The organism is Roseovarius sp. D0-M9, from assembly GCF_037083805.1.
Lineage (GTDB): Bacteria > Pseudomonadota > Alphaproteobacteria > Rhodobacterales > Rhodobacteraceae > Roseovarius.
In genome coordinates this window covers 112,644-134,962 of sequence record NZ_JBAPKZ010000008.1, presented here as the reverse complement: position 1 = coordinate 134,962, position 22,319 = coordinate 112,644, and the positions used below count along the sequence as shown (strand labels likewise).

Here is a 22,319-nt window from a genome sequence, read left to right as displayed (position 1 = left end):
TTTTCGCGCAGCCGTGGCAGGGGGGGCGGATCAAGCCGGTGATCTGGTTCAGGCCTCGCTTGAAAAGTGTCTTCACCATCGCGATGGCTTCACGCCTGGCACACGCGCTGATGCGTGGATGTCTCGCATCATCCGGAATTGCTGGATCGACACCCTCCGGCCATTCGCGAGCAGCGCGGCGAATGACCGCATCGGGGATCAATAGGTCTCGACGATCTCATTATACTCACCACGCAGCCGGATCGTCATCGTGATCGGCGTGCTGTCGCGGTTGCGCCAGAACCAGCCATGATCACCGGTGAAGGGGGCTTCGATGCTGCCTTCACCTTCGATTTGACCGGCGCCGCGTTCATAGTCAACCGACTCGCCGCCGCTATGGGCATGCAGGTCAAAGTTGACCCGCCCCCCGGTCGCTGTCCACGCGTAATCGGTGACATTTCCGGCTTCCATCGTCATCTTGATTTCCGCGGTGGCCCCAGGTTCGAGGACGAATGTCACCTCGTCTTGCCAGACTTGTTCCGCTTCCTGCGCGTGGGCTGTGCCGATGAACAGGCCGAAGACGGCGTCGAGAACGCTCGAGGACTGATCCTGAGCACGCTGCTCGTCCAGCAAGCGATCCGCCTCGGCCTCTTCAGCAAGCTGAACCTTGATCTCGCCCATGTCCGTCAGCCCAAGCACGCGGCCAACGCCGGTGGGGTCAATGGCGTGTTCCGCTGGCAGATAGATGGTGACCATGATCGCGACGGCGCCGATGCCCGCAATGATGCTGGAGCGGAGGAGTTTCGCCTTGGTCGGCAGATCTTCGAGGTTGGGTCTGGGTGCGTTGTTCATGTGATATCCAATCTTGGCTTAGGTTGAAGCGATGTAACCGGCGACCTGATAGACAGTCAGCCAGATGCCGAGGCCCATCATCACGACGTTTGCGACAATGGCCTGCTGCATGAAGTTGGGGTGGCGCCGCCAGTAGCCCATGACGATCAGGATCACGGCGAGGGCGAGCAGCTGGCCCACCTCGACGCCGACGTTGAAGGCCAGCAGGTTGGCCAGAAGCCCGTCTTGCGGGATGTCGTATTCAAGGATCTTGGTCGCCAGTCCGGTGCCGTGGAACAGACCGAAGATCAGTGTCGCGGCCTTGGTATTGGGCTGGAACCCGAACCATTTCTGATAGTAACCAAGGTTGTCGAGCGCCTTGTAGACCACCGACAGGCCGATGATCGCGTCAATGATGTAGGCGTTGATACCCCAGCCATACCAGACGCCCAGAAGCATCGTGACCGAATGACCGATGGCAAAGAGGCTGACATAGATGCCGACGTCCTTCATCCTGTAGAGGAAAAAGACAACGCCGAGCAGGAACAGGATGTGGTCGTAGCCGGTTACCATGTGCTTGGCGCCGAGATAGATGAAGGGGATGATCTTCACCCCCCAGATTTCCTGGATGTAGCCCGCGTCACCTGCGGTGACGTTATGGGCAAGGGCCTGGCTGACGGTCAGGAGGAAGGCCGCCAGCAGTAAAAAAATCAGCGTGACCGTCTGGCGTGGCGCCAGGGCTCGCAGGACCCGCGAAGTCGAGGTCATGGATGGATCTCCGATGTTGTTTTGGTTGATCAGTGAGGCCGCGCCAGGGCGGCGGCGATCAGACCCTCGGAGGTCGTTCGATCATATAAACCCGGTGCGGCCCGCTGGATGAAGGACGGAGCCGGAAATTGTCGCGATAGCCCCAGGACGGATGCGTGCCGGCACCGAGGGCGAGTAGTGCCTGACTGTGATCATGGTCGGCCACGTCATGGCTATGTCCATGAAGCGCCCAGTAAAGGTCCTCCTCCAGCCCATGCGAATGGCCGTGGTCGGCAATCATCTCGGCATGGTCGGCCACGACTTCAAACACCAAAGGGGCGTGGTTTGCGGTTGGGGCGATGGACCAGACTGTTAGCGACAGGCAAAGAAGCGCCGCAAGTGCATTCTGTCCAAATGTCCGCAAGTGTTTCACCGGTTTGCCTGCCTGCTCGTTTTCAGTTCGCAGCACGCTGATCGCGCCATCTTGTTCTATCCTCTGGGGGAGGATAACGTTCTTTTATGACGAAGCCTCATGTCCACGCAACCCATCCCGCCCTCATCGTCCGGCTGAAGCGTGCCGATGGGCATCTTCGTGCCGTTATCGACATGATCGAGGCGGGAAAGCCCTGCCTCGAAATCGCGCAACAGATGCAGGCGGTGGAAAAGGCGGTCGCCAACGCCAAGCGGGCCCTGATCCACGATCACCTGGATCATTGCCTCGACGCCGAACACTCAACCGCAGACCGCGACGAGATGAAAGCCATCTCCCGCTACCTCTGAGGCAGCCCAATGCTTGGAGTCCTTGCTGACCGCAGCTACCGCCATCTTTTCGCAGCACAGGTCGTGGCGCTGTTGGGCACGGGGCTTGCCACGGTCGCTCTCGGGCTACTGGCCTACGATCTGGCAGGGGACAACGCAGGCCTGGTGCTGGGCACGGTCTTCACGATCAAGATGGTGGCCTATGTCGGCATCGCCCCGCTCGCGGGCGCCTTCGCGGACCGTGTGCCGCGCCGCGCGTTACTCGTGGCGCTGGATCTCGTGAGGGCGGGTGTGGCTTTATGCCTGCCCTTCGTGACCGAGGTCTGGCAGGTCTATGTCCTGATCTTTTTGCTCCAATCCGCCTCGGCGGCGTTCACGCCGACATTTCAGGCGACAATCCCCGACGTGCTGCCGGAAGAAGCGCGCTATACCCGGGCGTTGTCGCTGTCTCGGCTGGCCTACGATCTGGAAAACATCGTCAGCCCCATGCTGGCCGGGCTGTTGCTGGCAGTGATGAGCTATAATTCCCTCTTCCTCGGAACAGTGGTGGGATTTGCAGCCTCGGCGGCACTGGTCGTCTCGGTGCTGCTGCCCAGCCCGAAACCCTCAGCGCCAAGAAGCATCTACGACCGCACCACCCGCGGCGTCCGGATCTACCTTGCCACACCGCGTCTTCGCGGGCTGCTGGCGCTGAACATGGCTGCTGCTGCGGCAGGGGCAATGGTGCTGGTCAATTCCGTCGTCCTGGTGCGCAGCACGCTGGGGCTGGACGCATCCGCGTTGGCCTGGAGCCTGTTCTGCTTCGGGGCCGGGTCGATGATTGCGGCACTGATGCTGCCGCGCGTTCTGGACAAGGTGCCAGACCGCCCGGTGATGGTGGGCGGTGCCGTGTTGATGGTGCTGACTCTTCTGGGGTTGGCAGGTGAGGTCGCAACTTTTGGCCTTGTCTGGCCGGTCCAGCTTGGCGCGTGGCTGCTGGTAGGGCTGGGCTATTCCACCGTTCTGACGCCGTCGGGACGGCTCCTGCGCCGCTCCGCGCATGCCGAGGACCGCCCCGCGCTTTTCGCGGCGCAGTTCGCGTTGAGCCACGCCTGCTGGCTCGTAACCTATCCGCTGTCGGGGTGGCTGATGACGCGGTTCGGCTCCGTCGTTGCACTTACCGTTCTGGCAGCAGTCGCCGGAGGCGGCATCGTGGCTGCGCTGCGTTTCTGGCCGAGGGAAGACCCGGAGACACTCGAGCATACCCACGACAACCTACCGCTCGATCACCCGCACCTACGTGGCGCGCGGCGGCATGCGCCCCGGCGCTCAATGAGCCAGCCATTCTGACAGCTTTGGCATGCCTGCTGCACGGCAACGCAATCCGAACATGTCAGGTTGCCGTTTTCGGTGTCTTTAATCGGCAGCCCTACAGCGCACGCGGGATATGCCGACATCCGATTTTCCGCAGCGCTTCACGTATTCGCACCGATATCAATCCGGTCCATCCTGACCATGCATGCAGAGCAAGCGCCCTCCGCAAGTCAGACAGGTGTGCGCTCGCTCGGCGCTTCTTGTGGGCAAATGGCACCATACTCCGGGTCGCCCATCAGTTCGGTCACGAAAGCTGAGGGGCGCACCTCTGAGGCCCAAATCCTCATCGAACGTTGGCGCCGCCACTAGATGTACGAACAATCAATCCGGACCACTCGATGGCGGCAGTCCAGATGCCTGACGAAGATCCACCGTTTAGCCCCTGACATAACGATGGGTGGAAACATCAATTTTGTTATGTATACTCTTTATCCAACGACCAATAGAGTTGTAACCCTAGGGGAGGTCTAACCATGAGAAAACTGTCTGCCACACTTTTGTCGGCCGCGTTCTGGGCGGCCGTCGCAACGGGCGCCTCGGCGCAGGATCCGGTCAAGATCGGCATGCTGCAGGGCTTCACGGGCCCGACCGAGTCTCTTGTCAAGCCGATGGCGCTGGGCGGCGAAATGGCGATCAAGGAGGTGTCGGACAGCGGCATTTTCCTCGGTGGTCGCGAAGTCGTCTCGGTCCGCGGCGACAGCACCTGCATCGATGCCGGCGCTGCCACGGCCGCGGCCGAGCGCCTGATAACTTCCGACGGCGTCCACGGCATCAACGGGGCAACCTGCTCCGGGGCCACCACGGCAGTGCTCAACAACGTCGTGCGCGCCAATGGCATCGTCATGATCTCCCCGTCGGCGACCTCGCCGGCACTGTCGACAATCGAAGACGACGGCTATTTCTTCCGCACGGCCCCGTCGGACGCGCGCCAGGGCGAGATCATCGCCAACATCCTCGAGCGGCGCGAGATTTCTTCGGCCGCGCTGACCTATACCAACAACGACTACGGCAAGGGTCTCGCCGATGCGATCGAGGCGGCCTTCAAGGCCAAGGGCGGCGAGATCACCGCCGTCGCGGCGCATGAGGACGGCAAGGCCGACTACTCGGCCGAGGTCGGCACGCTGGCATCGGCTGGCGGCGAAGTGCTGATCGTGGCTGGTTACCTCGACCAGGGCGGCAAGGGCATGATCCAGGCCTCCCTCGATACCGGTGCCTTCGAGAAGTTCGTGCTGCCGGACGGCATGGTTGGCGAGGCTTTGACCAATCACTTCGGTGACGCGCTGGACGGTTCGATCGGCACCAATCCGGGCACTGACAGCCCGGGTGCCTCGATGTTGGCTGACCTTGCGGAGGGCAATGATTTCACGGGTGACGACCCATATGTGCCCGAAGCCTACGACGCCTCAGCGCTCATGCTGCTCGCCATGCAGGCGGCAGATTCGACCGACAGTTCCGTCTACAAGGACAAGGTGTTCGACGTCGCCAACGCTCCGGGTGAGAAGATCTACCCGGGCGAGCTCGCCAAGGGCCTTGAGATTCTGGCCGAGGGCGGTGAAATCGACTATGTCGGCGGCACAGCTCTTGAGCTGATCGAGCCAGGCGAGTCTGCCGGCAGCTTCCGCGAGACGGAGGTCAAGGGCGGCAAGTTTGAAACGGTGATGTACCACTAAGTGCCTCGCCGGACGACGGCCCAGCTTCACGGGAACGGTTGGGGCGGCTGCCCCCAGCCGTTCCTGCTGTACCGGCAACGGGATTGATTGAATGATAACAGTCGAAAACGTCGCCAAGAATTTCGGTGGCATCCGCGCAGTCGATGGCGTCTCGCTGTCTATCGAGAAGGGCTCGATCACGGGGCTGATCGGCCCTAACGGCGCGGGCAAGACGACGCTGTTCAACATCATTGCGGGCGTATTCCCGCCATCCTCCGGCATCATCTCCCTGGACGGCGAGGACGTTACCGGCCTGGAGCCGCACGAGCTTTTCCACAAGGGCCTGTTGCGCACCTTCCAGATCGCGCATGAATTCCCCACGCTGACAGTTCTGGAGAACCTGCTGGTCGTGCCCGGCGATCAGCCCGGCGAGCAACTGCGCCACAGCTGGTTCAATATCGGGCGGGTCAGCGAGGTCGAGGCAAAGAACCGCGAGCGGGCGCTGGACGTCGTCCAATTCCTTGAGATCGACCACCTGAAGGATGAGCTTGCCGGCAATCTGTCGGGCGGCCAGAAGAAGCTGCTGGAGCTGGGCCGCACCATGATGGTCGACGCCAAGATCGTATTTCTCGACGAGGTTGGCGCTGGTGTGAACCGCACCCTTTTGAAGACCATCGCAACCTCGATCAAGCGCCTCAACGAAGAGCGCGGCTACACATTCTGCCTGATCGAGCACGACATGGATTTCATCGCCCGCCTTTGCAACCCCGTCATCGTCATGGCCGACGGCAAGCTTCTCACCCAAGGCACCATTGAGGAGGTCAAGAATAACGAGGACGTCATCGAGGCGTATCTTGGCACCGGCCGCAAGCACGAGCGGAAGGCGCCAGCATGAGTTTCCTGAGCGCGACTGGCCTGACCGGTGGATACGGCGGCGCCGACATCATCCACGATTGCACCATCACCGTGGAACAGGGCGAGATCGCGGTTGTCGTCGGCCCGAACGGCGCCGGCAAGTCCACGGCGATGAAGGCCGTCTTCGGCATGCTCGACCTGCGCGAAGGCACGGTCACGCTGAACGGCAAGGACATCACCAACCTCGCTCCGCAGGACCGAGTCCCCGAGGGAATGGCTTTCGTGCCACAGAACCGCAACGTCTTCGTCTCGCTGACCGTGGAAGAGAACCTCGAAATGGGGGCCTTCATCCGCCAGGACAACGACATCGAGGAGACGAAGGATCAGGTCTTCAGCCTGTTCCCCATCCTGGCCGAGAAACGCAACCAGCCGGCGGGCGAACTCTCTGGCGGGCAGCGCCAGCAGGTGGCCGTCGGCCGCGCGCTGATGACCCGCCCGGATCTTCTGATGCTCGACGAACCGACAGCCGGCGTCTCGCCGATCGTGATGGATGAGCTGTTTGACAAGATCCTGGAGATCGCCAGGACCGGCGTCGCCATCCTGATGGTCGAGCAGAACGCGCGCCAGGCGCTGGAGATCGCCGATCATGGCTTCGTCATGGTTCAAGGCCGCAACCGATTCACCGACACCGGAGAAGCGCTTCTTGCCAACGAAGAAGTGCGCCGGTCCTTTCTGGGAGGTTGAATGGAGGTTCTTAACGCGCTTGCACTGTTCGCCAATTTCGTCGTCGTTCCGGCGACCGCCTACGGCGCGCAACTCGCTCTGGGGGCGCTTGGCGTCACAATAATTTTTGGAATTCTGAAATTCGCCAACTTCTCGCACGGTGAGTTGATGTCATTCGGAACCATGATCACGATCCTCGTGACATGGTTCCTTCAGGCCATGGGGGTGGGGATCGCCCCCTTGCCGACCGCACTTCTGGCCCTGCCGGTGGGAATATTGGCGGCGATCGGCGTCGCGCTGCTGACGGATCGCATGGTCTTCCGTTTCTATCGCCGCCAACGCTCCAACCCAATCGTCTTCGCCATCGCCTCGGTCGGCGTGATGTTCGTGCTGGCCGGGTTGATCCGCATCATCATCGGGCCGGCTGACCAGAGTTTCGCCGACGGCGAGCGCTTTATCATCGGCGCGTTCGAGTCACGTGACCTGCTCGGCCTCGACGAGGGCATCGCCATCAAGCAGTCTCAGGTGATCACCGTTGTCGTCGCGGTCATCGTCGTAGCCTGGCTCTTCTGGTTCTTGCAGAAGACGCGCTCCGGCAAAGCGATGCGCGCTTATTCGGACGACGAGGATCTGGCGCTGCTCTGCGGCATCAATCCGGACCGCGTGGTCATGATCGCCTGGATCATCGCCGCCTCGCTCGCCGCCATCGCCGGGACGCTCTATGGCCTCGACAAGACCTACAAGCCGTTCATCTTCCTGCAGATCCTCTTGCCGATCTTTGCCGCGACCATTCTCGGAGGCATCGGGCAGCCGGTCGGTGCGATTCTGGGCGCCTTTATCGTCGCCTTCTCCGAGGTGATGGTGACCTACGCCTTCAAGAAGTTTCTGGCCTATCTCGGCCCGGAGGGCTGGGCACCGGAGGGCCTCGTCCAGCTGTTGTCGACGGACTACAAGTTTGCGGTCTCCTTCATCATTCTGGTCGCGGTCCTGCTTATCCGGCCGACGGGCATCATCCGCGGGAAAGTGATATGACACAAAGGGTTGCGCTCCTGTACGGTCTTTTGGTCCTCGTGCTGATCATGGTTGGCTTCTATCAGAGCTGGAACGTCGCCTTCGGCATCTTCAATCTCTGCGTCATCTCGGCGGTGATGGCCTTGGGCGTCAACATGCAGTGGGGCTATGCGGGTCTCTTCAATGTCGGGGTCATGGGCTTCACGGCGCTGGGCGGGCTGACGGCGGTGCTGGTCTCCATGCCGCCGGTGACCGAGGCCTGGGCCGTTGCCGGCGGCGACATCGCGCTGTCGCTTCTGAGCCTGGTCGGCACGGTGGCGGCCATCATCTTTGCACGGCGCGTGGCACCGCCGGTGATCAAATGGCCGGTGACATTGGTTCTGCTGGTGGTCGGCTATTTCCTCATCGGGTATTTTTTCGGTCCTGCGACCGACGCGATCGAGTCGATCGACGCCGCGCGGAGCGGCTATCTCGGCGGTGCCGGGCTGCCGGTGCTGCTGGCCTGGCCGATCGGCGGCCTGGTCGCAGCCGGGGCAGGGTGGTTCATCGGGCGCATCGCGCTGGGGCTGCGCGCCGACTACCTGGCGATCGCCACGCTTGGCATTGCTGAGATCATCATCGCCGTCATCAAGTACGAGGAGTGGCTGTCGCGCGGCGTGAAGAACGTCACCGGCATCCCGCGCCCCGTTCCATACGAGGTCGATCTGATCCAGCAGGACTGGTTCATCGCGCTCGCCAATTTCTTCGGCGCTGCGGATCTCTCCGATGCCGCCAGCCTCTTCGTCAAGCTGTGCTACGCCGTGCTGTTCATCGCCGTTCTGGCGACCATCATGTGGTTCGCGGAACGTGCGCTGCGCTCCCCTTGGGGACGGATGATGCGCGCCATCCGCGACAACCGCGACGCCGCTGCCGCCATGGGCAAGAACGTCAAGGCGCGTCACCTTCAGACCTTCGTGCTCGGCTGTTTCACCTGCGGCGTCGCGGGCGCGATGCTGACCACGCTCGAGGGCCAGCTCACGCCGACGAGCTATATCCCGCTGCGGTTCACCTTCCTGGTGTGGGTGATGGTGATCCTGGGCGGTTCCGGGAACAACTGGGGCGCAGTGCTGGGCGGGTTCATCATCTGGTTCCTGTGGGTCCAGGCCGAGCCATTCGGTAACTGGTTCATGGCGACGGTGACATGGCCGCTGGGCGAAGACTCCAACCTGGCGCAGCACCTGGTCAGTGGGGCAGCGTATATGCGCTATCTGATGATGGGCACGATCCTACTCGTCGTCATGAGGTTCGCGCCAAAGGGCTTGATACCCGAACGGTAGTGCCGGATCGCCGACAGGCTGCCTCGCATAGCTGCACTTCCGGTTTGCGCTCGGGGCCGTCATGCGGCGCTGCGGCATGAAGCCAGTATTCGAGATGGCGACGTCGGCTTCCGAAGCAGGATCTGGGCAGGCTTCCATTTGTGGCTAATATCCGACGGTGGGTCCTCTGGCCGTCACGTCGCATCAGACCCGTATGGAAAGCACGCTTCGACCCGGCGGGGAACGAACAACCTTTCCATCGGTTGATTGGTTTGCGCGACGGACGGGGGCTGCGATGAACGAGAACCGTGGATGGACGATCTGGAGCAGACTCTGGGCGTTGGCACCCTTCGCTCTGTCGATGGGAATGCTGGGGGCAAGCGTTGGCTGCGTATTCGCGCAGGAAACGGGGGACCTGTCGGCGTTGCGGCAGGAGGCGCTCGATCTGACCAATGCTGCGCGTGCCGAGGCAGGACGTTCTGAACTCGGGTCCAGCGCACTATTGGATGAGGTCGCGCAGGGTCATGCGACCGACATGCTGGAAAGGGACTACTACGATCACGTGACGCCCGAAGGAGAAACGCCGTTCGAGCGTTTCCTTGCGGCGGGAGGAAGCCGCTGGGGGCTCAGCGGTGAAAACATCGCAAAATGCGAAGGCTGCCCGGCCCCGCCGGACGCGGCGCGCGTGCGCGCCTTTCACGAAGGCTGGATGCAAAGCCCCGGTCATCGCGAGAACATCCTGTCAGACGGCTTTGACAGTTTCGGGTTTGGTATCGCTGGGCAAGGCGACGAGATCTATGCAGTGCAGACGTTTTCTGGTCCCGGCGCGGAGACAGCGGGGGATGGCGACGCCGAGCCGCTGACGCCCGAGACCGCACGAGAACTGGCATTTGACGAAATAAACGCAGCGCGCGCGGCCGCAGGACATGATCGGCTTGAGCGCAGTGAGGCCTTGGACACCGTCGCCGAGCGGGTACTGGCACGCCTTGCCAACGACCCCGACGCGCTGCCCGAAGATGTGTTCGGACTGTTGCCGGAGGGGGCATCTGGATGGACGAGCCTCGCGCTGCAAGCCGCCAGCCTCGGCGGAACCGGAGCGACCCTGACGCGAGAAAATGTTGCTGCGATCATCTCCGATTGGGTTGCGGCCTCAGAGGGCGAAAGGTCGCTCGGCAGCGCAGCCGCATCGCATTTCGGCTTCGCGGTAGAGGCCCTAGGTGCCGGGCGGACCTCGGCGGTCGCCGTATTCGGGGGGCGCGAGTAACTGCCAAAACTGCCAGCCGGTTTGACGTATTGGCAAGGTGGTTCAGTCGGGATGTATGTCCCGCCGCGTGCATCCTGCGTCAAGGACTACGGCAAGCCAGTTTACGTTGGCGCGTAGCCCTTGACCTTGGTCAGCCAGTCTTGCTTCAATACACGCTCTGCAAGCTCTCCGGCTTCATGGATGGCAATACGATCACCGATGCACCATGGACGGCTTGGCCATGCAGATGGATCACATCCTGATTCAGCATCCTGATGCAGCCTGATGATACCGCACTCCCCAATTCCTTGGGGGAGGCATCGCCGTGAACGCGATACAGCGTGTCGACGCCATTCTGAAAAAGGTAGAGCGCGCGCGCGCCCATCGGATTGCCCGGGCCAGGATCCATCCCCCCATTGGCCACCGAATAAGGCTCGAGGTCCGGCTGTCTGGCGATCATCGCCTCTGGGACCTTCCAGCGCGGCCATGCACGGCAGAACTGAAGCCGGGCCGACCCGTCCCAAGCAAAGCCAGCCGCACCGACGCTGACGCCGTAGCGTGTGGCTTGTTCCCGGTTTTCGACGAAGTGGAGAATGGCGGCATCCGGATCGACAATGATTGTGCCACGCGGATGCTCGGGCCAAGGGTTGGTGACCTTCTGCCGCCAGTATTCGGGCGCGAGCGACCCCTCGGGAATGGCCGGGACGGGAAAGGGTTCGTCGTTGATGGCGCCGTAGAAGCGTGGAAGAGGTGGATGTTGCGGCGCGATGCGTGCTTCAGGTGCGTCGGGCGAGACGGCGTGAGGTGCAGGTCGAGCACAGGCAGCAAGGCCCGCTACCGCCGCGAGGGCGGTGAAGGTTCGTCGGGTAAGCATTGTATATGTCCTTGTTTTCATGACGGAAGTGACGCGCAGTGCGCGGTTCGGTCATGAAAATCGCGGTGGACCCGTAGAGGGCGCCGGACCTTGCCGGGCACGGGGCCAATCACCGTCGCGAAAAAAGATATCACCAACAGGCGACGCCGCAAAAATCGCAATAACGGCCCCGTCGTTCATATCCGGACCGCATGGCGAGCCTGGAAGGCTTGCCGTGCGACATTTGCGTTTTTCCGAGGCACTCACCTCGACCCGGTCGATGATGTTTTCAGCAGAAACACTCAGGACTTCGACCGCTGGAAAGGACGCACCAAAAGCCCCCCACGGAAGGAGGAGCGCCATGAGGATCAGGGTCAGACTGCGCTGCAGGACATTCATGTCGCTCTCCTTGGAGCCATCCATTCAAGGATACAACCCCGACATACGCGGCCTCGCTGGTTGTTCATCGAACATCACGGGCAAGTGAATATGCGGCACGTGCTGTTGATGAAGGCGATGCGAATTTGTCTTCTGTTGAAGGGAGCCGAGATTGGTCACGGCTTCTTGGTCAGACTGGTTAGTCGACCTAGAGGGGCGAGGCGCGCAATTTCGCGCCTTCGCAGTCGGACTTGCTGAGGCCGAGCGCCTCGCGCACCTGAACGACGATGGCCATCTCCTGCTCTGACGGCACGCCTCCGGCCAGCATTACTTGCCACAGGGCTTCATGTGCCTCGATGCGCGCCTCAAAGCTGACGGTTTCGCGGATCAGCAGGGCAAACTTGCGCGTGCTGGGCGCCTCGGCCTCGATCTTTTCGCAAGTGGCGCGCATCTTGGCAGCGTCCACAGGACCGAGACTGTTGAGACGTGCCAGGATCGCGTCGATTCGGCTGATCTCATTCAACTCATAAACGCCATCCGACTTGGCAACGCGCACCATGAGCGCCCCCAACGCAAGGCGCGCGTCCGGCTCGGGGAGCGGATCGGATGGCTGGCCTTTGAACAGATCGAGAATTCGCGAAAGCATACACCGAACGTTTACCTGCAAAGCTGGTCGGGGCAAGCGATTTCCATCAAGCCCTGGAATGCACTCTGCCAGAAAAGGGACACACCCACGTCCAGAAGCGGTCTGAATCGCGCGGCATCTTTGCGGTGTCTCAACCTACATGCACATAAGGACACCGCCCCATGCACATGCCGATCCGCCAAGATTGGACTCAAGGCGATGCCGACGCGCATCTGAACGTGATGCGCCGGGCGCGTCGCGCGGATCTCGCCGGGCTGGCTTGCAGTTATGATTGGGAGGCGCATCCCGGCCCCGTGCTGGGCTGGATCATGGCGCAAAGGCGCATTGATCTGAGCACGGCGCTGGCGGTCTTTCTGCGCGGCGGCCCCGAGCGGTTCAACTACTTTCCCAAGCGCGATGTCCCGCCCGAGCATCGGCCCGCGGTCCGGCTGCTGGACAATATCTGCCTGCGGATCAATTCGGGCTTCTACCTGCCCGGCAAACCTGCGGCGGCTGCGGATGTGCCCCGTCTTGAAAACTGGCTTGCCGCGCAAAAGGCCGATCGTGCGGAGGGCTGCGGCGGGCGCTGGGTGCTGGATGAGACGATTATTGCCACAGTTATGGGGGCGCGGTGCGGGCAGGTAGAAGTAGCCAAGGCCCCGCCTGATGCCGAACTGGGGGCGCAGCGTAGCCATATGACAGGTGGGCGCATGTCAGGCGGGGGCTGGCGAGGTATCTATGCGATGCTTGCACCGGTTCTGCGCCTACGAAACGGGGAAAAGGGATAGCAGGTGCGGTGAAATTCGCGCGGCTGACACGCGCAACAAGAGGCGTTTCAGCCCGCAACGGATTGAGGTATGCAAGAGGTGTGGCGCACTCGCCGGGCGCTCGGGATTGGTCAGCTTCGGGCCCTCTTCTCAGCCCAGCCGAACGCGCATCGAGCCTGCATCGAGCCTTGTGAGACTTAAATGAGCACGCCAGACCCCTCATTCACCTCCCGGACCCTTGCGGATGCGCGCGCGGCAACGCGGCGGGGCTGGACCGTGCTGCTGACGCGGGGGCCCAGCCAGTTTCAATTCTGGCTGATTGCGCTCTTGATCGGCATCGCCGCAGGATTTGGCGCGCTGCTTTTTCGCAAGGGCATCTCATGGTTGCAGCGCACCCTTTATGGTGCCGAGGATCCACGCACCCTGGGCAGCTTTGCGGGTGACCTCGAGTGGTACTGGATCCTTGTGATTCCCATCCTTGGCGGGCTGGCCGTGGGACTGATCCTGTCGCGCTTTACCGATGACGGGCGCGTGCGGTCGGTCGCGGATGTGATCGCGGGGGCCGCGCTGAACAATGGCCGGGTCGAGCGGCGCGCGGGCCTTGCCTCGGCGGCGGCGTCGATGATCACGCTGGGCGCGGGGGGCTCGTCGGGGCGCGAGGGGCCGGTGGTGCATCTGGCGGGTGTCATTTCCAGTTGGGCAGCCGACCGCATCAATGCCAGCGGCCTGAATGGGCGTGACCTTTTGGGCTGCGCCGTGGCGGCGGCGGTCTCGGCGTCGTTCAACGCGCCGATCGCGGGTGCGCTCTTTGCGCTCGAGGTGGTGCTGCGCCATTTTGCCATCCACGCCTTTGCGCCCATCGTTATCGCCAGCGTCGCGGGCACGGTGATCAACCGGCTGGAATTTGGCGGGCTGACGGAATTTGTCCTCCCAACCTCATCGGTTCTGGAATTCTATGTCGAATTGCCTGCCTTCCTGATCCTTGGCCTGATCTGCGGCGTTGTTGCGGCGGTGCTGATGCGCAGCATTTTTCTGGCCGAGGATTTCGGCACGGAGGTGTGCAGGCGCCTGAAAGTGCCGGGCTGGATGCGGCCCGCCATTGCCGGTGCATTGCTAGGCGGGCTCGCGATCTGGTTTCCGCATATCATCGGCGTCGGATACGAGACGACGACCGCCGCGCTGACCGGCGAGCTCATGCTGCACGAGGCGATCGTCTTTGCCATGCTCAAGGTGCTGGCGGTGGCGATTACGCTGGGCGGGCGCATGGGGGGCGGGGTTTTTTCGCCATCCTTGATGCTGGGCGCGTTGACCGGTCTGGCCTTCGGCCTGATCGCGACACCGCTCTTCCCGGATGTGTCTGGCTCTCTTTCGCTCTATGCGCTGGCGGGGATGGGGGCGGTCGCGGCGGCGGTCCTTGGCGCGCCGATTTCCACCACGCTGATCGTGTTCGAGCTGACCGGGGATTGGCAGACGGGGCTTGCGGTGATGGTGGCGGTATCGACATCGACGGCGCTGGGCACGCGCCTCGTCACGCGCTCGTTCTTTCTGACGCAGCTCAAGCGGCGGGGCATCCATCTGGCCGAGGGGCCACAAGCCTACTTGCTATCAATGACGGCTGTTGCCAGCCTGATGCGCCCGGCAGGCGATGACAGCGCGCCCTCCGAAGAGATCTGCCGCGCGATGATCGAAAAGGGGATCAAAATCGACATCGGCTCCACGCTTGAGACGGCGATGCCGCTCTTTGAGACGCATGAAGTGAATTACCTCCCGGTGGTCACGCAGGGCAAGGGCGAGGGTCCGGCGACCTACAAGGGGGTTCTCTATCACGTGGACGCACTCAAGGCATTCAACCTCGCGTTGGCGTCACTGTCGCGCGAGGAACATGGGTAGACCTTGATGCTGTGACCGCGCGCTGCCGCATCCGGGATGTGAGGCGCGCGGCCTTAGACCCGCTCGATTGTCACCAGATCGCCTGTGGAAAAGGCAAGGTGGCCCTCGATCTGTGCGACATCGCTCTTGGGGCTCTCATAGCTCCACGCCGCATTTTCGATGGTGCGGCTTTTCGTGACAATCGAATAATAGCTGGCGGTGCCTTTGTGCGGGCAGGTGGTGGTGCGCTCGCTCGCGTCGAGAAAGGCGGTGGCGATATCGCCGCGCGGGAAGTAGACGACCGGCGCATGCCCGTCCTCGACCAGCTCCAGCGCGTTGCCGCTTTCACCGATGACGGCGCCGCCGGCGCGGATGGACCATGTGCCGTTTGCTGGCGTGATCGTGATCTTCGTCATGGACGTGTCTCTCTTTTTCCTATGGACCGAGCGGGGATCATGACGCCTTTGGCGCGCTATGGCCAGCGCAGTCAGGGGTGTGTTTTGTCACAGGGGTGCTGCCGCCCGGTCGAGCCATTCCGAAGCATCCGGGCCGAGCAGAGGCGAGATTTTCTCCCGGCACTGCGCGTGATAGGCGTTGATCCAGTCGATCTCGGGTTGCGCCAGCATTGCGACGTCGATCAGGCGGCGGTCAATGGGCACGAAATTCAACGTCTCGAAGGCGAGGCGACCAGCGGCGCTGTCGGCCGGATCGCTGCCGGGCAGGGGGGCGGCATGCTGCACCACCAGCAGGTTTTCGATGCGGATGCCGAAATGGCCCTCGCGGTAATAGCCCGGCTCGTTCGACAGGATCATGCCGGGTTGCAGCGGGGTCTCGCTGGCGCGGCTGATCCGCTGCGGCCCCTCGTGGACGCACAGATACACGCCGACCCCATGGCCGGTGCCATGGGCATAGTCCTGATCGGCCAGCCAGAGCGGATAGCGCGCCAGCGCATCCATGTCGCGGCCCGCCAAACCCTTGGGGAACCGCAGGCGGCTGATGGCGATCATGCCTTGCAGCACGCGGGTAAAGGCCGCGCGCTCATCCGTGCCGGGTGTGCCTATGGGCAGCGTCCGGGTGATGTCGGTTGTCCCGTCCAGATATTGCCCGCCGCCATCGAGAACCAGCAGGTCGCCCTCTTGCAGCGTGCGGTTCGACGTCTCGGATACGCGGTAATGGGCCAGCGCGCCGTTCGGCCCGCCCCCCGCGATGGTGTCAAAGCTGATATCCAGCAGCTTGCCTGTGGCGCGGCGCGCCTCCTCAAGCCGCGTGACAACGTCCATCTCGGTGATGGTGCCCGGCGCTTGCGCGTCAAGCCAACTCAGCGCTTCGCAGACGGCCGCGCCGTCGCGCAGATGCGCCGCGCGGGTGGCGGCGATTTCGGCTTCGGTCTTGCACGCCTTGGGCAGGATGCAGGGATCAACCTCATGGGCGGCGTCGATCCCGGTCTGCCGCAGCGTCTCGACGACGGCAACGGGGATCGATGCGGGATCAATGCGCACCGGCGACAACAGAATCGTCAGCGCTGCGGTAAATCCCGTGTCGGCATGGGCAGAGACGCCGTCCTTCGTGCAGTTCGCCGGAAGGGCGTCCAGTTTGTCCGGATGCACATACAGCTCGACCCGCGTGTCGTCGTGCAGGATGGCGAAGGCATGGGGGATGGGGTTGCGCGGGATATCGGCGCCGCGAATATTCAGCAGCCACGCGATGCTGTCCGGCAAGGTCAGGACTGCGGCGCGGTGGCCTTGGGCCTTCAGCCTTTCAGCCAATTCGGCCCGCTTTTCGGCGCTGGTCTTGCCAGCCAGATCATCAGGGTAGGTGGTGATCTTGCCCAGAGGCGGGGCAGGGCGATCAGGCCAGATACTGTCGATCAGGTTGGCGTGGGGCACGCACTCGATGCCGGTGCCGCTCAGGGCGCGGGCCAGATCGTCCATCTCCTTGAGCGTATGAAGCCACGGGTCAAAGCCGACACGCCCGCCATCGGGCAGCGCCGCGCGCAGCCATTGGGCCAGCTTGGTCTCAGGCCAGTCCACGGGCTGAAAGGCGCCCGTGTCCGTCTGGCTGCGCACCTGTGTGCGGTAGCGGCCATCGACGAAAACGCCCGCCTTGTCTTGGGTGATCGCGGCAAACCCTGCCGAGCCGGTAAAGCCGGTGAGCCACGCCAACCGCTCGTCCCCCGGCGCCACGTATTCGCCCTGATGCACGTCTGCGCGCGGGACCAGCCAGCCATCCACCTGCGCGGCCGCCATGGCCTCGCGCAGCGCGGCAAGCCGGGGCGGCCCTTGCTCGGGGCTGGATTTGTTTTCGAAGGATTGGAACATCACGATGCCCTTTTAATGCCCATGACGCGCGCGCGGGCCCGCGGATCGGAGTCAAAGAGCGCGGCCAGCTGCTCGGTCATTGCGCCGGCCAGCTGATCGACATCCGTGATGGTGACGGCGCGATCATAATAGCGCGTCACGTCATGGCCGATACCGATGGCCAGAAGCTCGACCGCCTTGCGCTTTTCCACCATGCCGATCACGTCGCGCAGGTGCTTTTCAAGGTAGTTGGCGGGGTTCACCGACAGGGTGCTGTCATCCACCGGCGCGCCGTCCGAGATCACCATCAGGATCTTGCGCGCCTCGCGGCGGGCCATCATCCGGCGGTGCGCCCATTCCAGCGCCTCGCCATCGATGTTTTCCTTCAGCAGGCCCTCTTTCATCATCAACCCGAGGTTCTGGCGCGTCCGGCGCATCGGGCTGTCGGCCGATTTGTAGATGATGTGGCGCAGATCGTTCAGGCGGCCCGGCAGTTGCGGGCGCCCTTCGCCCAGCCATGTCTCGCGGCTTTGCCCGCCCTTCCATGCGCGGGTGGTAAAGCCGAGGATCTCGACCTTGACGTTGCACCGCTCAAGCGTGCGGGCCAGCACGTCTGCACAGATGGCCGCGATGCTGATCGGCCGGCCCCGCATCGAGCCGGAGTTGTCCAGCAAAAGCGTGACGACGGTATCGCGAAACTCGGTGTCCTTCTCGACCTTGAAGCTGAGCGGGGTCGTGGGGCTGGCCACGATGCGCGCAAGGCGGCCCGCGTCAAGGATGCCTTCCTCGCGGTCGAACTCCCACGACCGGCTCTGCTGCGCCTGAAGGCGTCGCTGAAGCTTGTTGGCAAGGCGGCTGACGGCGCCCTTCAGCGGCTCGAGCTGCTGGTCAAGGTAAGCGCGCAGGCGCTCCAACTCGACCGGCTCGGCCAGATCCTCGGCGTGAATTTCCTCGTCGAAGAGGGTTGAATAGACCGCATAATTCGGATCGGCATCGGAAAAAGGCTGGGGCGCGGGCGGCTCCATCGGAGCGTCGCCGTCGGGCATGTCGGCATCCTCACCCGCGTCCTCATTGGCACTTTCGTCCATGCTGACCTGAGCCTGAGAGGCGTCTTGCTGCTCGTCTTGGGATTGCTCGGCTTCGGCGTCGGACTCTTCGGTTTCGCTGTCGTCCTCGCCGCCGCTGTCCTCCTGATCGTCGTCGTTGTCCTCTTGGGCCTCGTCCTCCTGCTCGTCGTCCTCGGCATCGGGGTCGTCGCCCAACTGGTCGCCGTATCCCAGATCCTCGATCACCTTGCGCGCGAATTTGGCGAATTCGCCCTGATCGGCAAGCGTGTCTTGCAGATTCTCCAGCGTGTCGCCCGCCTCGCCCTCGATAAAGCCGCGCCAGAGGTCCATGACATTGCGCGCGCCCTCGGGCAGCTCGCGGCCCGTGGCGAGGTGGCGGATCAGGTATTCGGCGGCCTTGTGCAGCGGTGCGTCGGCGGAATCGGTGATCTGATCGTAGCCCGAGCGCGCGGCCTCGGCGGCGATCTTGGCGTCGATGTTGCTGGCGGTGCCGGGCATGGTGCGCGCGCCCACCGCCTCGCAGCGGGCCGTCTCCATCGCCTCATAAATGTCGCGGGCCATTGCGCCAGGGGGCACGTATTTGGCGTGCGTTTTCGCGTTGTGATACTTGTGGCGCAACGCCAACGCATCGGCGGTGCCGCGCGCATGCAGCACTTCTTCGCGGGACATGCGGCGGCTGATCTGCGGCAGGCGCATGGAATCGCCCGAGATGCCCGCCGGATCGACCGAATAGCTGACATTCAACTCGCGGTCGCCCGACATGACCTTGGTCGCCTCGGCGAGGGCCTTCTTGAACGGATCGGCTGGGTTGTCGGATGGTTTTTTCATTGGGATCCTTCAACGCGGAGCGGCTTTGACGCCGACTTGCAGGTGCTGCGCCTCATGCAAGGCGCAGCCGGGCGGTCATCCGAGGCTCACGCTCGCCGCGCTTTCGGGCAGTTCCTCGTCAAAGCAGCGCTGGTAGAATTCGGCGACAGTCTGGCGCTCCAGCTCGTCGCATTTATTCAGGAACGTCAGGCGGAACGCATAGCCGACATCGCGGAAGATGCTCTGGTTCTGTGCCCACGCGATGACGGTGCGCGGCGACATGACCGTCGAAAGCTCGCCGTTCATGAAGGCGGTTCGGGTCAGGTCGGCGACCGTCACCATCTGGCTGATTGTCTTGCGGCCCCCGGCGGTGTTGTAGGTCGGGTTCTTGGACAGCACGATCGCGACCTCGGCGTCGTGGCTGAGGTAGTTGAGCGTGGCGACGAGGCTCCAGCGGTCCATCTGGCCCTGGTTGATCTGCTGGGTGCCGTGGTAAAGGCCCGTGGTGTCGCCAAGGCCGACCGTGTTGGCGGTGGCGAAGAGGCGGAAATAGGGATTGGGCGTGATCACCTGGTTCTGGTCAAGCAGCGTCAGCTTGCCGTCCGCCTCCAGCACGCGCTGGATCACGAACATCACATCGGCGCGGCCCGCATCATATTCGTCAAAGACGATTGCGGTCGGATTGCGCAGCGCCCAAGGCAGGATGCCCTCGTGGAACTCGGTGACCTGCACGCCATCCTTCAGCTTGATCGCGTCCTTGCCGATCAGGTCGATCCGGCTGATATGGCTGTCGAGGTTGACGCGCACGCATGGCCAGTTGAGGCGGCTTGCCACCTGTTCGATATGGGTGGATTTGCCGGTGCCGTGATACCCTTGGATCATGACGCGGCGGTTGTGGGCAAAGCCGGCAAGGATCGCCAGCGTCGTGTCGCGGTCGAACTTGTAGGTGCTGTCATTGTCGGGAACGCGCTCGGTCCGCTCGGCAAACCCCTTGATTTTCATATCGGATTCGATGCCGAAGACATCGCGCACGGAGATCTCTTCGGTCGGTTTCGCTTGCGCGTCGATCATGCCGTCAGCCATTCCAATTGGTCCTTACTTCGCATCTGTGATTTGCCTGTTGTGGTGCAACATATCGCTTGGAAGGGCAAGGGAAAGGGAAAGAAATGCTGGCGCTCGGGCGGGGTTGTCCCTACCACTGGACCAAAGGTGCATGCCGCCCATCCTCAATCCGGGACCGATAGCCGACGTGACGCGAGACGAGATCGAAGTTCTGATCGCCCGCGCCGCCATGGGCGAACGCGCGGCATTTTCCGATCTTTATGCGCATACGTCCGCGAAACTATTGGGTATCTGCCTGCGTGTCTTGAAGGACAGGTCCGAGGCCGAAGAAGCGTTGCAGGAGGCTTATGTCAAGATATGGCGCCATGCCGATCGCTATCGCGCCAACGGCCTCAGCCCGATGACATGGCTCATCACCATTGCGCGGAACACCGCCATCGACCGTGCGCGCCGTCGGCGCGAGGCGCAGCCTGGGCTGGATGCTGCCGAGGCAATGGCCGATGCCGCACCCGGACCCGAGGCGCAGGCCATCGCCAGCAGTGAGCGCACACACCTCGCGCACTGCCTTGATGAGTTGGACGAGGGCCATTCCGAAGCGGTGCGCCGCGCGTATCTGGACGGCGAGACCTATGCCGAACTTGCCACGCGTTTTGATGTGCCACTCAATACCATGCGAACGTGGCTGCGCCGCAGCCTGATGAAACTCAAGGAGTGCCTGACGCGATGACCGGCCAGCCGCCATATGACGACGAGGACGACCGCGTCCTTGCGGGCGAGTATGCGCTGGGTCTGATGGACGCGGGCGCAGCGGAGGCGTTCGAGGCCCGCCTTGTCGCCGAGCCGGAGCTGCGCGCGCTCTATGCCGCGTGGGCCGAGGATCTGGCGGGGCTGACCGACGAGATAGAGGAGGTCGCGCCGCCGCCTGCATTGCAGGGCCGGATCGAGGCGCAGATCTTCGGCGGCACAGCGGTGCGGCGGCCCTTTGCCGGGCTGCGCGGCCTTGGCTGGCTGGTCGGCGGCGCGGTTGCGGCGGCGCTGGCGCTCTATGTGACGCTGAATGCGGGGCTGCTGGGGCAGGGGCCGGTTCTGCCCGGTGCGCCGGATTACACCGCGCAGGTCGCGGCCGAGGATGGCTCGCTCATGGTCCTTGCCAGCTACGACGAGGATGGTGGCACGCTCAGCATCGAGCGACGTGCAGGCACGGCGCCCGAGGGCCGCGTGCTGGAGCTGTGGCTGATCGCGGGGCAGGATGCGCCTGTGTCCTTGGGCGTGCTGCCCGATCAGGATGCGGCACGGCTGGAGGTTGATCCGGCGATCGGCGCGCGCATGGCGGGCGGTGTTCTGGCCATCTCGGACGAGCCGCCGGGCGGCTCGCCAACCGGCGCGCCCACGGGCAGCGTTCTGGCGACAGGATCGGTCACACCGCTCTGAGAATTGCGCGGCTGGCAGCAATCTTGATTTTTTCTGAAACTATATCTTGCCGGGTTGCGTGGCTGTGAGGGTCAACAGGCGATAGTGCCTGAGCAACCCCAGGAGAAGTTCATGACTTTCAAGACCATGATGACCGCCACTGCCACCGCAGCCGTCCTTGCCACCGGCGCCTATGCCGACAACCCGATGGTTGGCGGCGCGGCCATGTATGCCGACAAGAACATCATCGAGAATGCCGTGAATTCGGCCGATCACACCACGCTGGTCGCCGCCGTCAAGGCCGCGGGCCTTGTCGAGACGCTGTCGGGTGAAGGCCCGTTCACTGTCTTTGCCCCGACCAATGCCGCCTTTGGCAAGCTGGCCGATGGCACGGTCGAGGCCCTGCTCAAGCCCGAGCACAAGGAACAGCTGGCGCAGATCCTGACCTGCCACGTGGTCGGCGCCGATGCGATGTCTGGCGCGATCATGGGCATGATCGACGATGACGGCGGCAGTCATGTCGTCCCTACGCTGGGCGGCTGCATGCTGAACGCCACCTATGACGGCGACATGATCATGCTCGAAGACGAGCAGGGCCAGACGATCACTGTCACCATCGCAGATGTGGAGCAGTCCAACGGCGTGATCCACGTGGTTGACACGGTGATCCTGTCCGCAACCGAGTAAGGCCATGCGGGCGAGGCGCACACGCGCCTACACGATCAGGTGAGAACGCGGG

25 protein-coding genes are annotated in these 22,319 nt (G+C 63.2%); 14 read left to right on the top strand and 11 right to left on the bottom strand.

Going from position 1 to position 22,319, the window contains the following annotated elements; genetic code table 11:
• Positions 1–13 precede the first annotated feature (13 nt).
• Positions 14–205: an RNA polymerase sigma factor gene (locus V8352_RS07805; protein WP_336423717.1), complete on the top strand. Its 192-nt coding sequence runs from the start codon at positions 14–16 to the stop codon at positions 203–205.
• On the opposite strand, the gene V8352_RS07800 is transcribed toward V8352_RS07805, so the two are convergent.
• From V8352_RS07800 to V8352_RS07790, 3 genes are read right to left on the bottom strand one after another with little or no spacing between them, the layout of a single operon-like run.
• Positions 199–831 (bottom strand): transmembrane anchor protein, encoded by a 633-nt coding sequence (locus V8352_RS07800; RefSeq protein ID WP_336423713.1) that lies wholly within the window; start codon positions 829–831, stop codon positions 199–201. The genes V8352_RS07805 and V8352_RS07800 overlap by 7 nt on opposite strands.
• A gap of 18 nt (positions 832–849) precedes the next feature.
• Entirely contained in the window at positions 850–1,578 is a 729-nt protein-coding gene (locus tag V8352_RS07795; protein WP_336423712.1) for a HupE/UreJ family protein, read from the bottom strand.
• 58 nt (positions 1,579–1,636) lie between these two features.
• A complete protein-coding gene (locus tag V8352_RS07790) occupies positions 1,637–2,026 on the bottom strand; it encodes a hypothetical protein (protein ID WP_336423711.1) in 390 nt (129 codons plus the stop codon).
• A 50-nt stretch (positions 2,027–2,076) separates the two neighbouring features.
• Here V8352_RS07790 and V8352_RS07785 point away from each other — a divergent pair, with 50 nt between their 5' ends.
• The 8 genes from V8352_RS07785 to V8352_RS07750 all read left to right on the top strand — a co-directional run bounded on the left by V8352_RS07785 (position 2,077) and on the right by V8352_RS07750 (position 10,466).
• On the top strand, positions 2,077–2,337 hold the full coding sequence (locus tag V8352_RS07785) for a metal-sensing transcriptional repressor (protein WP_336423710.1): 261 nt from the start codon (positions 2,077–2,079) through the stop codon (positions 2,335–2,337).
• 9 nt (positions 2,338–2,346) lie between these two features.
• Entirely contained in the window at positions 2,347–3,645 is a 1,299-nt protein-coding gene (locus tag V8352_RS07780) for an MFS transporter (RefSeq protein WP_336423709.1), read from the top strand.
• 497 nt (positions 3,646–4,142) lie between these two features.
• The gene (locus V8352_RS07775) at positions 4,143–5,339 is read left to right on the top strand and encodes an ABC transporter substrate-binding protein (RefSeq protein WP_336423708.1); all 1,197 of its coding nucleotides are present in this window, start codon (positions 4,143–4,145) and stop codon (positions 5,337–5,339) included.
• 91 nt (positions 5,340–5,430) lie between these two features.
• Positions 5,431–6,213 (top strand): ABC transporter ATP-binding protein, encoded by a 783-nt coding sequence (locus V8352_RS07770; RefSeq protein WP_336423707.1) that lies wholly within the window; start codon positions 5,431–5,433, stop codon positions 6,211–6,213.
• Complete coding sequence (locus V8352_RS07765) at positions 6,210–6,917, top strand: ABC transporter ATP-binding protein (RefSeq protein ID WP_336423706.1); 708 nt, start codon at positions 6,210–6,212, stop codon at positions 6,915–6,917. Before V8352_RS07770 ends, V8352_RS07765 begins: the two co-directional genes overlap by 4 nt.
• On the top strand, positions 6,918–7,928 hold the full coding sequence (locus V8352_RS07760; RefSeq protein WP_336423705.1) for a branched-chain amino acid ABC transporter permease: 1,011 nt from the start codon (positions 6,918–6,920) through the stop codon (positions 7,926–7,928).
• Complete coding sequence (locus tag V8352_RS07755) at positions 7,925–9,223, top strand: branched-chain amino acid ABC transporter permease (RefSeq protein WP_336423704.1); 1,299 nt, start codon at positions 7,925–7,927, stop codon at positions 9,221–9,223. The genes V8352_RS07760 and V8352_RS07755 overlap by 4 nt, the downstream gene beginning before the upstream one ends.
• A gap of 274 nt (positions 9,224–9,497) precedes the next feature.
• Positions 9,498–10,466, top strand: a complete 969-nt coding sequence (locus V8352_RS07750) for a CAP domain-containing protein (protein WP_336423703.1) — start codon at positions 9,498–9,500, stop codon at positions 10,464–10,466.
• A 42-nt stretch (positions 10,467–10,508) separates the two neighbouring features.
• Here the strand turns inward: V8352_RS07750 and V8352_RS07745 are convergent, their stop codons facing one another.
• The 4 genes from V8352_RS07745 to V8352_RS07730 all read right to left on the bottom strand — a co-directional run bounded on the left by V8352_RS07745 (position 10,509) and on the right by V8352_RS07730 (position 12,322).
• Positions 10,509–10,604: a DUF6647 family protein gene (locus V8352_RS07745; protein ID WP_336423716.1), complete on the bottom strand. Its 96-nt coding sequence runs from the start codon at positions 10,602–10,604 to the stop codon at positions 10,509–10,511.
• A gap of 7 nt (positions 10,605–10,611) precedes the next feature.
• Positions 10,612–11,319, bottom strand: coding sequence for a L,D-transpeptidase (locus V8352_RS07740; protein ID WP_336423702.1), 708 nt, complete (start codon positions 11,317–11,319; stop codon positions 10,612–10,614).
• Positions 11,320–11,370: 51 nt separating this feature from the next.
• Positions 11,371–11,697 (bottom strand): hypothetical protein, encoded by a 327-nt coding sequence (locus V8352_RS07735; RefSeq protein WP_336423701.1) that lies wholly within the window; start codon positions 11,695–11,697, stop codon positions 11,371–11,373.
• A 187-nt stretch (positions 11,698–11,884) separates the two neighbouring features.
• Positions 11,885–12,322 (bottom strand): tellurite resistance TerB family protein, encoded by a 438-nt coding sequence (locus tag V8352_RS07730; protein ID WP_336423700.1) that lies wholly within the window; start codon positions 12,320–12,322, stop codon positions 11,885–11,887.
• A gap of 161 nt (positions 12,323–12,483) precedes the next feature.
• Between V8352_RS07730 and V8352_RS07725 the strand changes: the two genes are divergently transcribed.
• Together V8352_RS07725 and V8352_RS07720 are read left to right on the top strand one after the other, a co-directional pair.
• Entirely contained in the window at positions 12,484–13,089 is a 606-nt protein-coding gene (locus V8352_RS07725; RefSeq protein ID WP_336423699.1) for a hypothetical protein, read from the top strand.
• Positions 13,090–13,269: 180 nt separating this feature from the next.
• Entirely contained in the window at positions 13,270–14,958 is a 1,689-nt protein-coding gene (locus tag V8352_RS07720) for a chloride channel protein (RefSeq protein WP_336423698.1), read from the top strand.
• A 53-nt stretch (positions 14,959–15,011) separates the two neighbouring features.
• Here the strand turns inward: V8352_RS07720 and V8352_RS07715 are convergent, their stop codons facing one another.
• From V8352_RS07715 to cobS, 4 genes are all read right to left on the bottom strand, one after another.
• Positions 15,012–15,353 (bottom strand): DUF427 domain-containing protein, encoded by a 342-nt coding sequence (locus V8352_RS07715; RefSeq protein ID WP_336423697.1) that lies wholly within the window; start codon positions 15,351–15,353, stop codon positions 15,012–15,014.
• An 87-nt stretch (positions 15,354–15,440) separates the two neighbouring features.
• Positions 15,441–17,255, bottom strand: a complete 1,815-nt coding sequence (locus V8352_RS07710) for an aminopeptidase P family protein (RefSeq protein WP_336423696.1) — start codon at positions 17,253–17,255, stop codon at positions 15,441–15,443.
• Positions 17,255–19,129 (bottom strand): cobaltochelatase subunit CobT, encoded by a 1,875-nt coding sequence (gene cobT, locus V8352_RS07705; protein WP_336423695.1) that lies wholly within the window; start codon positions 19,127–19,129, stop codon positions 17,255–17,257. Before cobT ends, V8352_RS07710 begins: the two co-directional genes overlap by 1 nt.
• Before the next feature lie 75 nt (positions 19,130–19,204).
• Positions 19,205–20,191, bottom strand: a complete 987-nt coding sequence (gene cobS / locus V8352_RS07700; protein WP_336423694.1) for a cobaltochelatase subunit CobS — start codon at positions 20,189–20,191, stop codon at positions 19,205–19,207.
• A 130-nt stretch (positions 20,192–20,321) separates the two neighbouring features.
• Between cobS and V8352_RS07695 the strand changes: the two genes are divergently transcribed.
• The 3 genes from V8352_RS07695 to V8352_RS07685 all read left to right on the top strand — a co-directional run bounded on the left by V8352_RS07695 (position 20,322) and on the right by V8352_RS07685 (position 22,267).
• Positions 20,322–20,897 carry a sigma-70 family RNA polymerase sigma factor gene (locus tag V8352_RS07695; RefSeq protein WP_336423693.1) on the top strand — a complete coding sequence of 192 codons (576 nt, stop codon included), beginning with the start codon at positions 20,322–20,324 and terminating at the stop codon, positions 20,895–20,897.
• Complete coding sequence (locus V8352_RS07690; RefSeq protein ID WP_336423692.1) at positions 20,894–21,601, top strand: anti-sigma factor; 708 nt, start codon at positions 20,894–20,896, stop codon at positions 21,599–21,601. Before V8352_RS07695 ends, V8352_RS07690 begins: the two co-directional genes overlap by 4 nt.
• A 111-nt stretch (positions 21,602–21,712) precedes the next feature.
• Positions 21,713–22,267, top strand: a complete 555-nt coding sequence (locus V8352_RS07685; protein ID WP_336423691.1) for a fasciclin domain-containing protein — start codon at positions 21,713–21,715, stop codon at positions 22,265–22,267.
• Positions 22,268–22,319 lie beyond the last annotated feature (52 nt).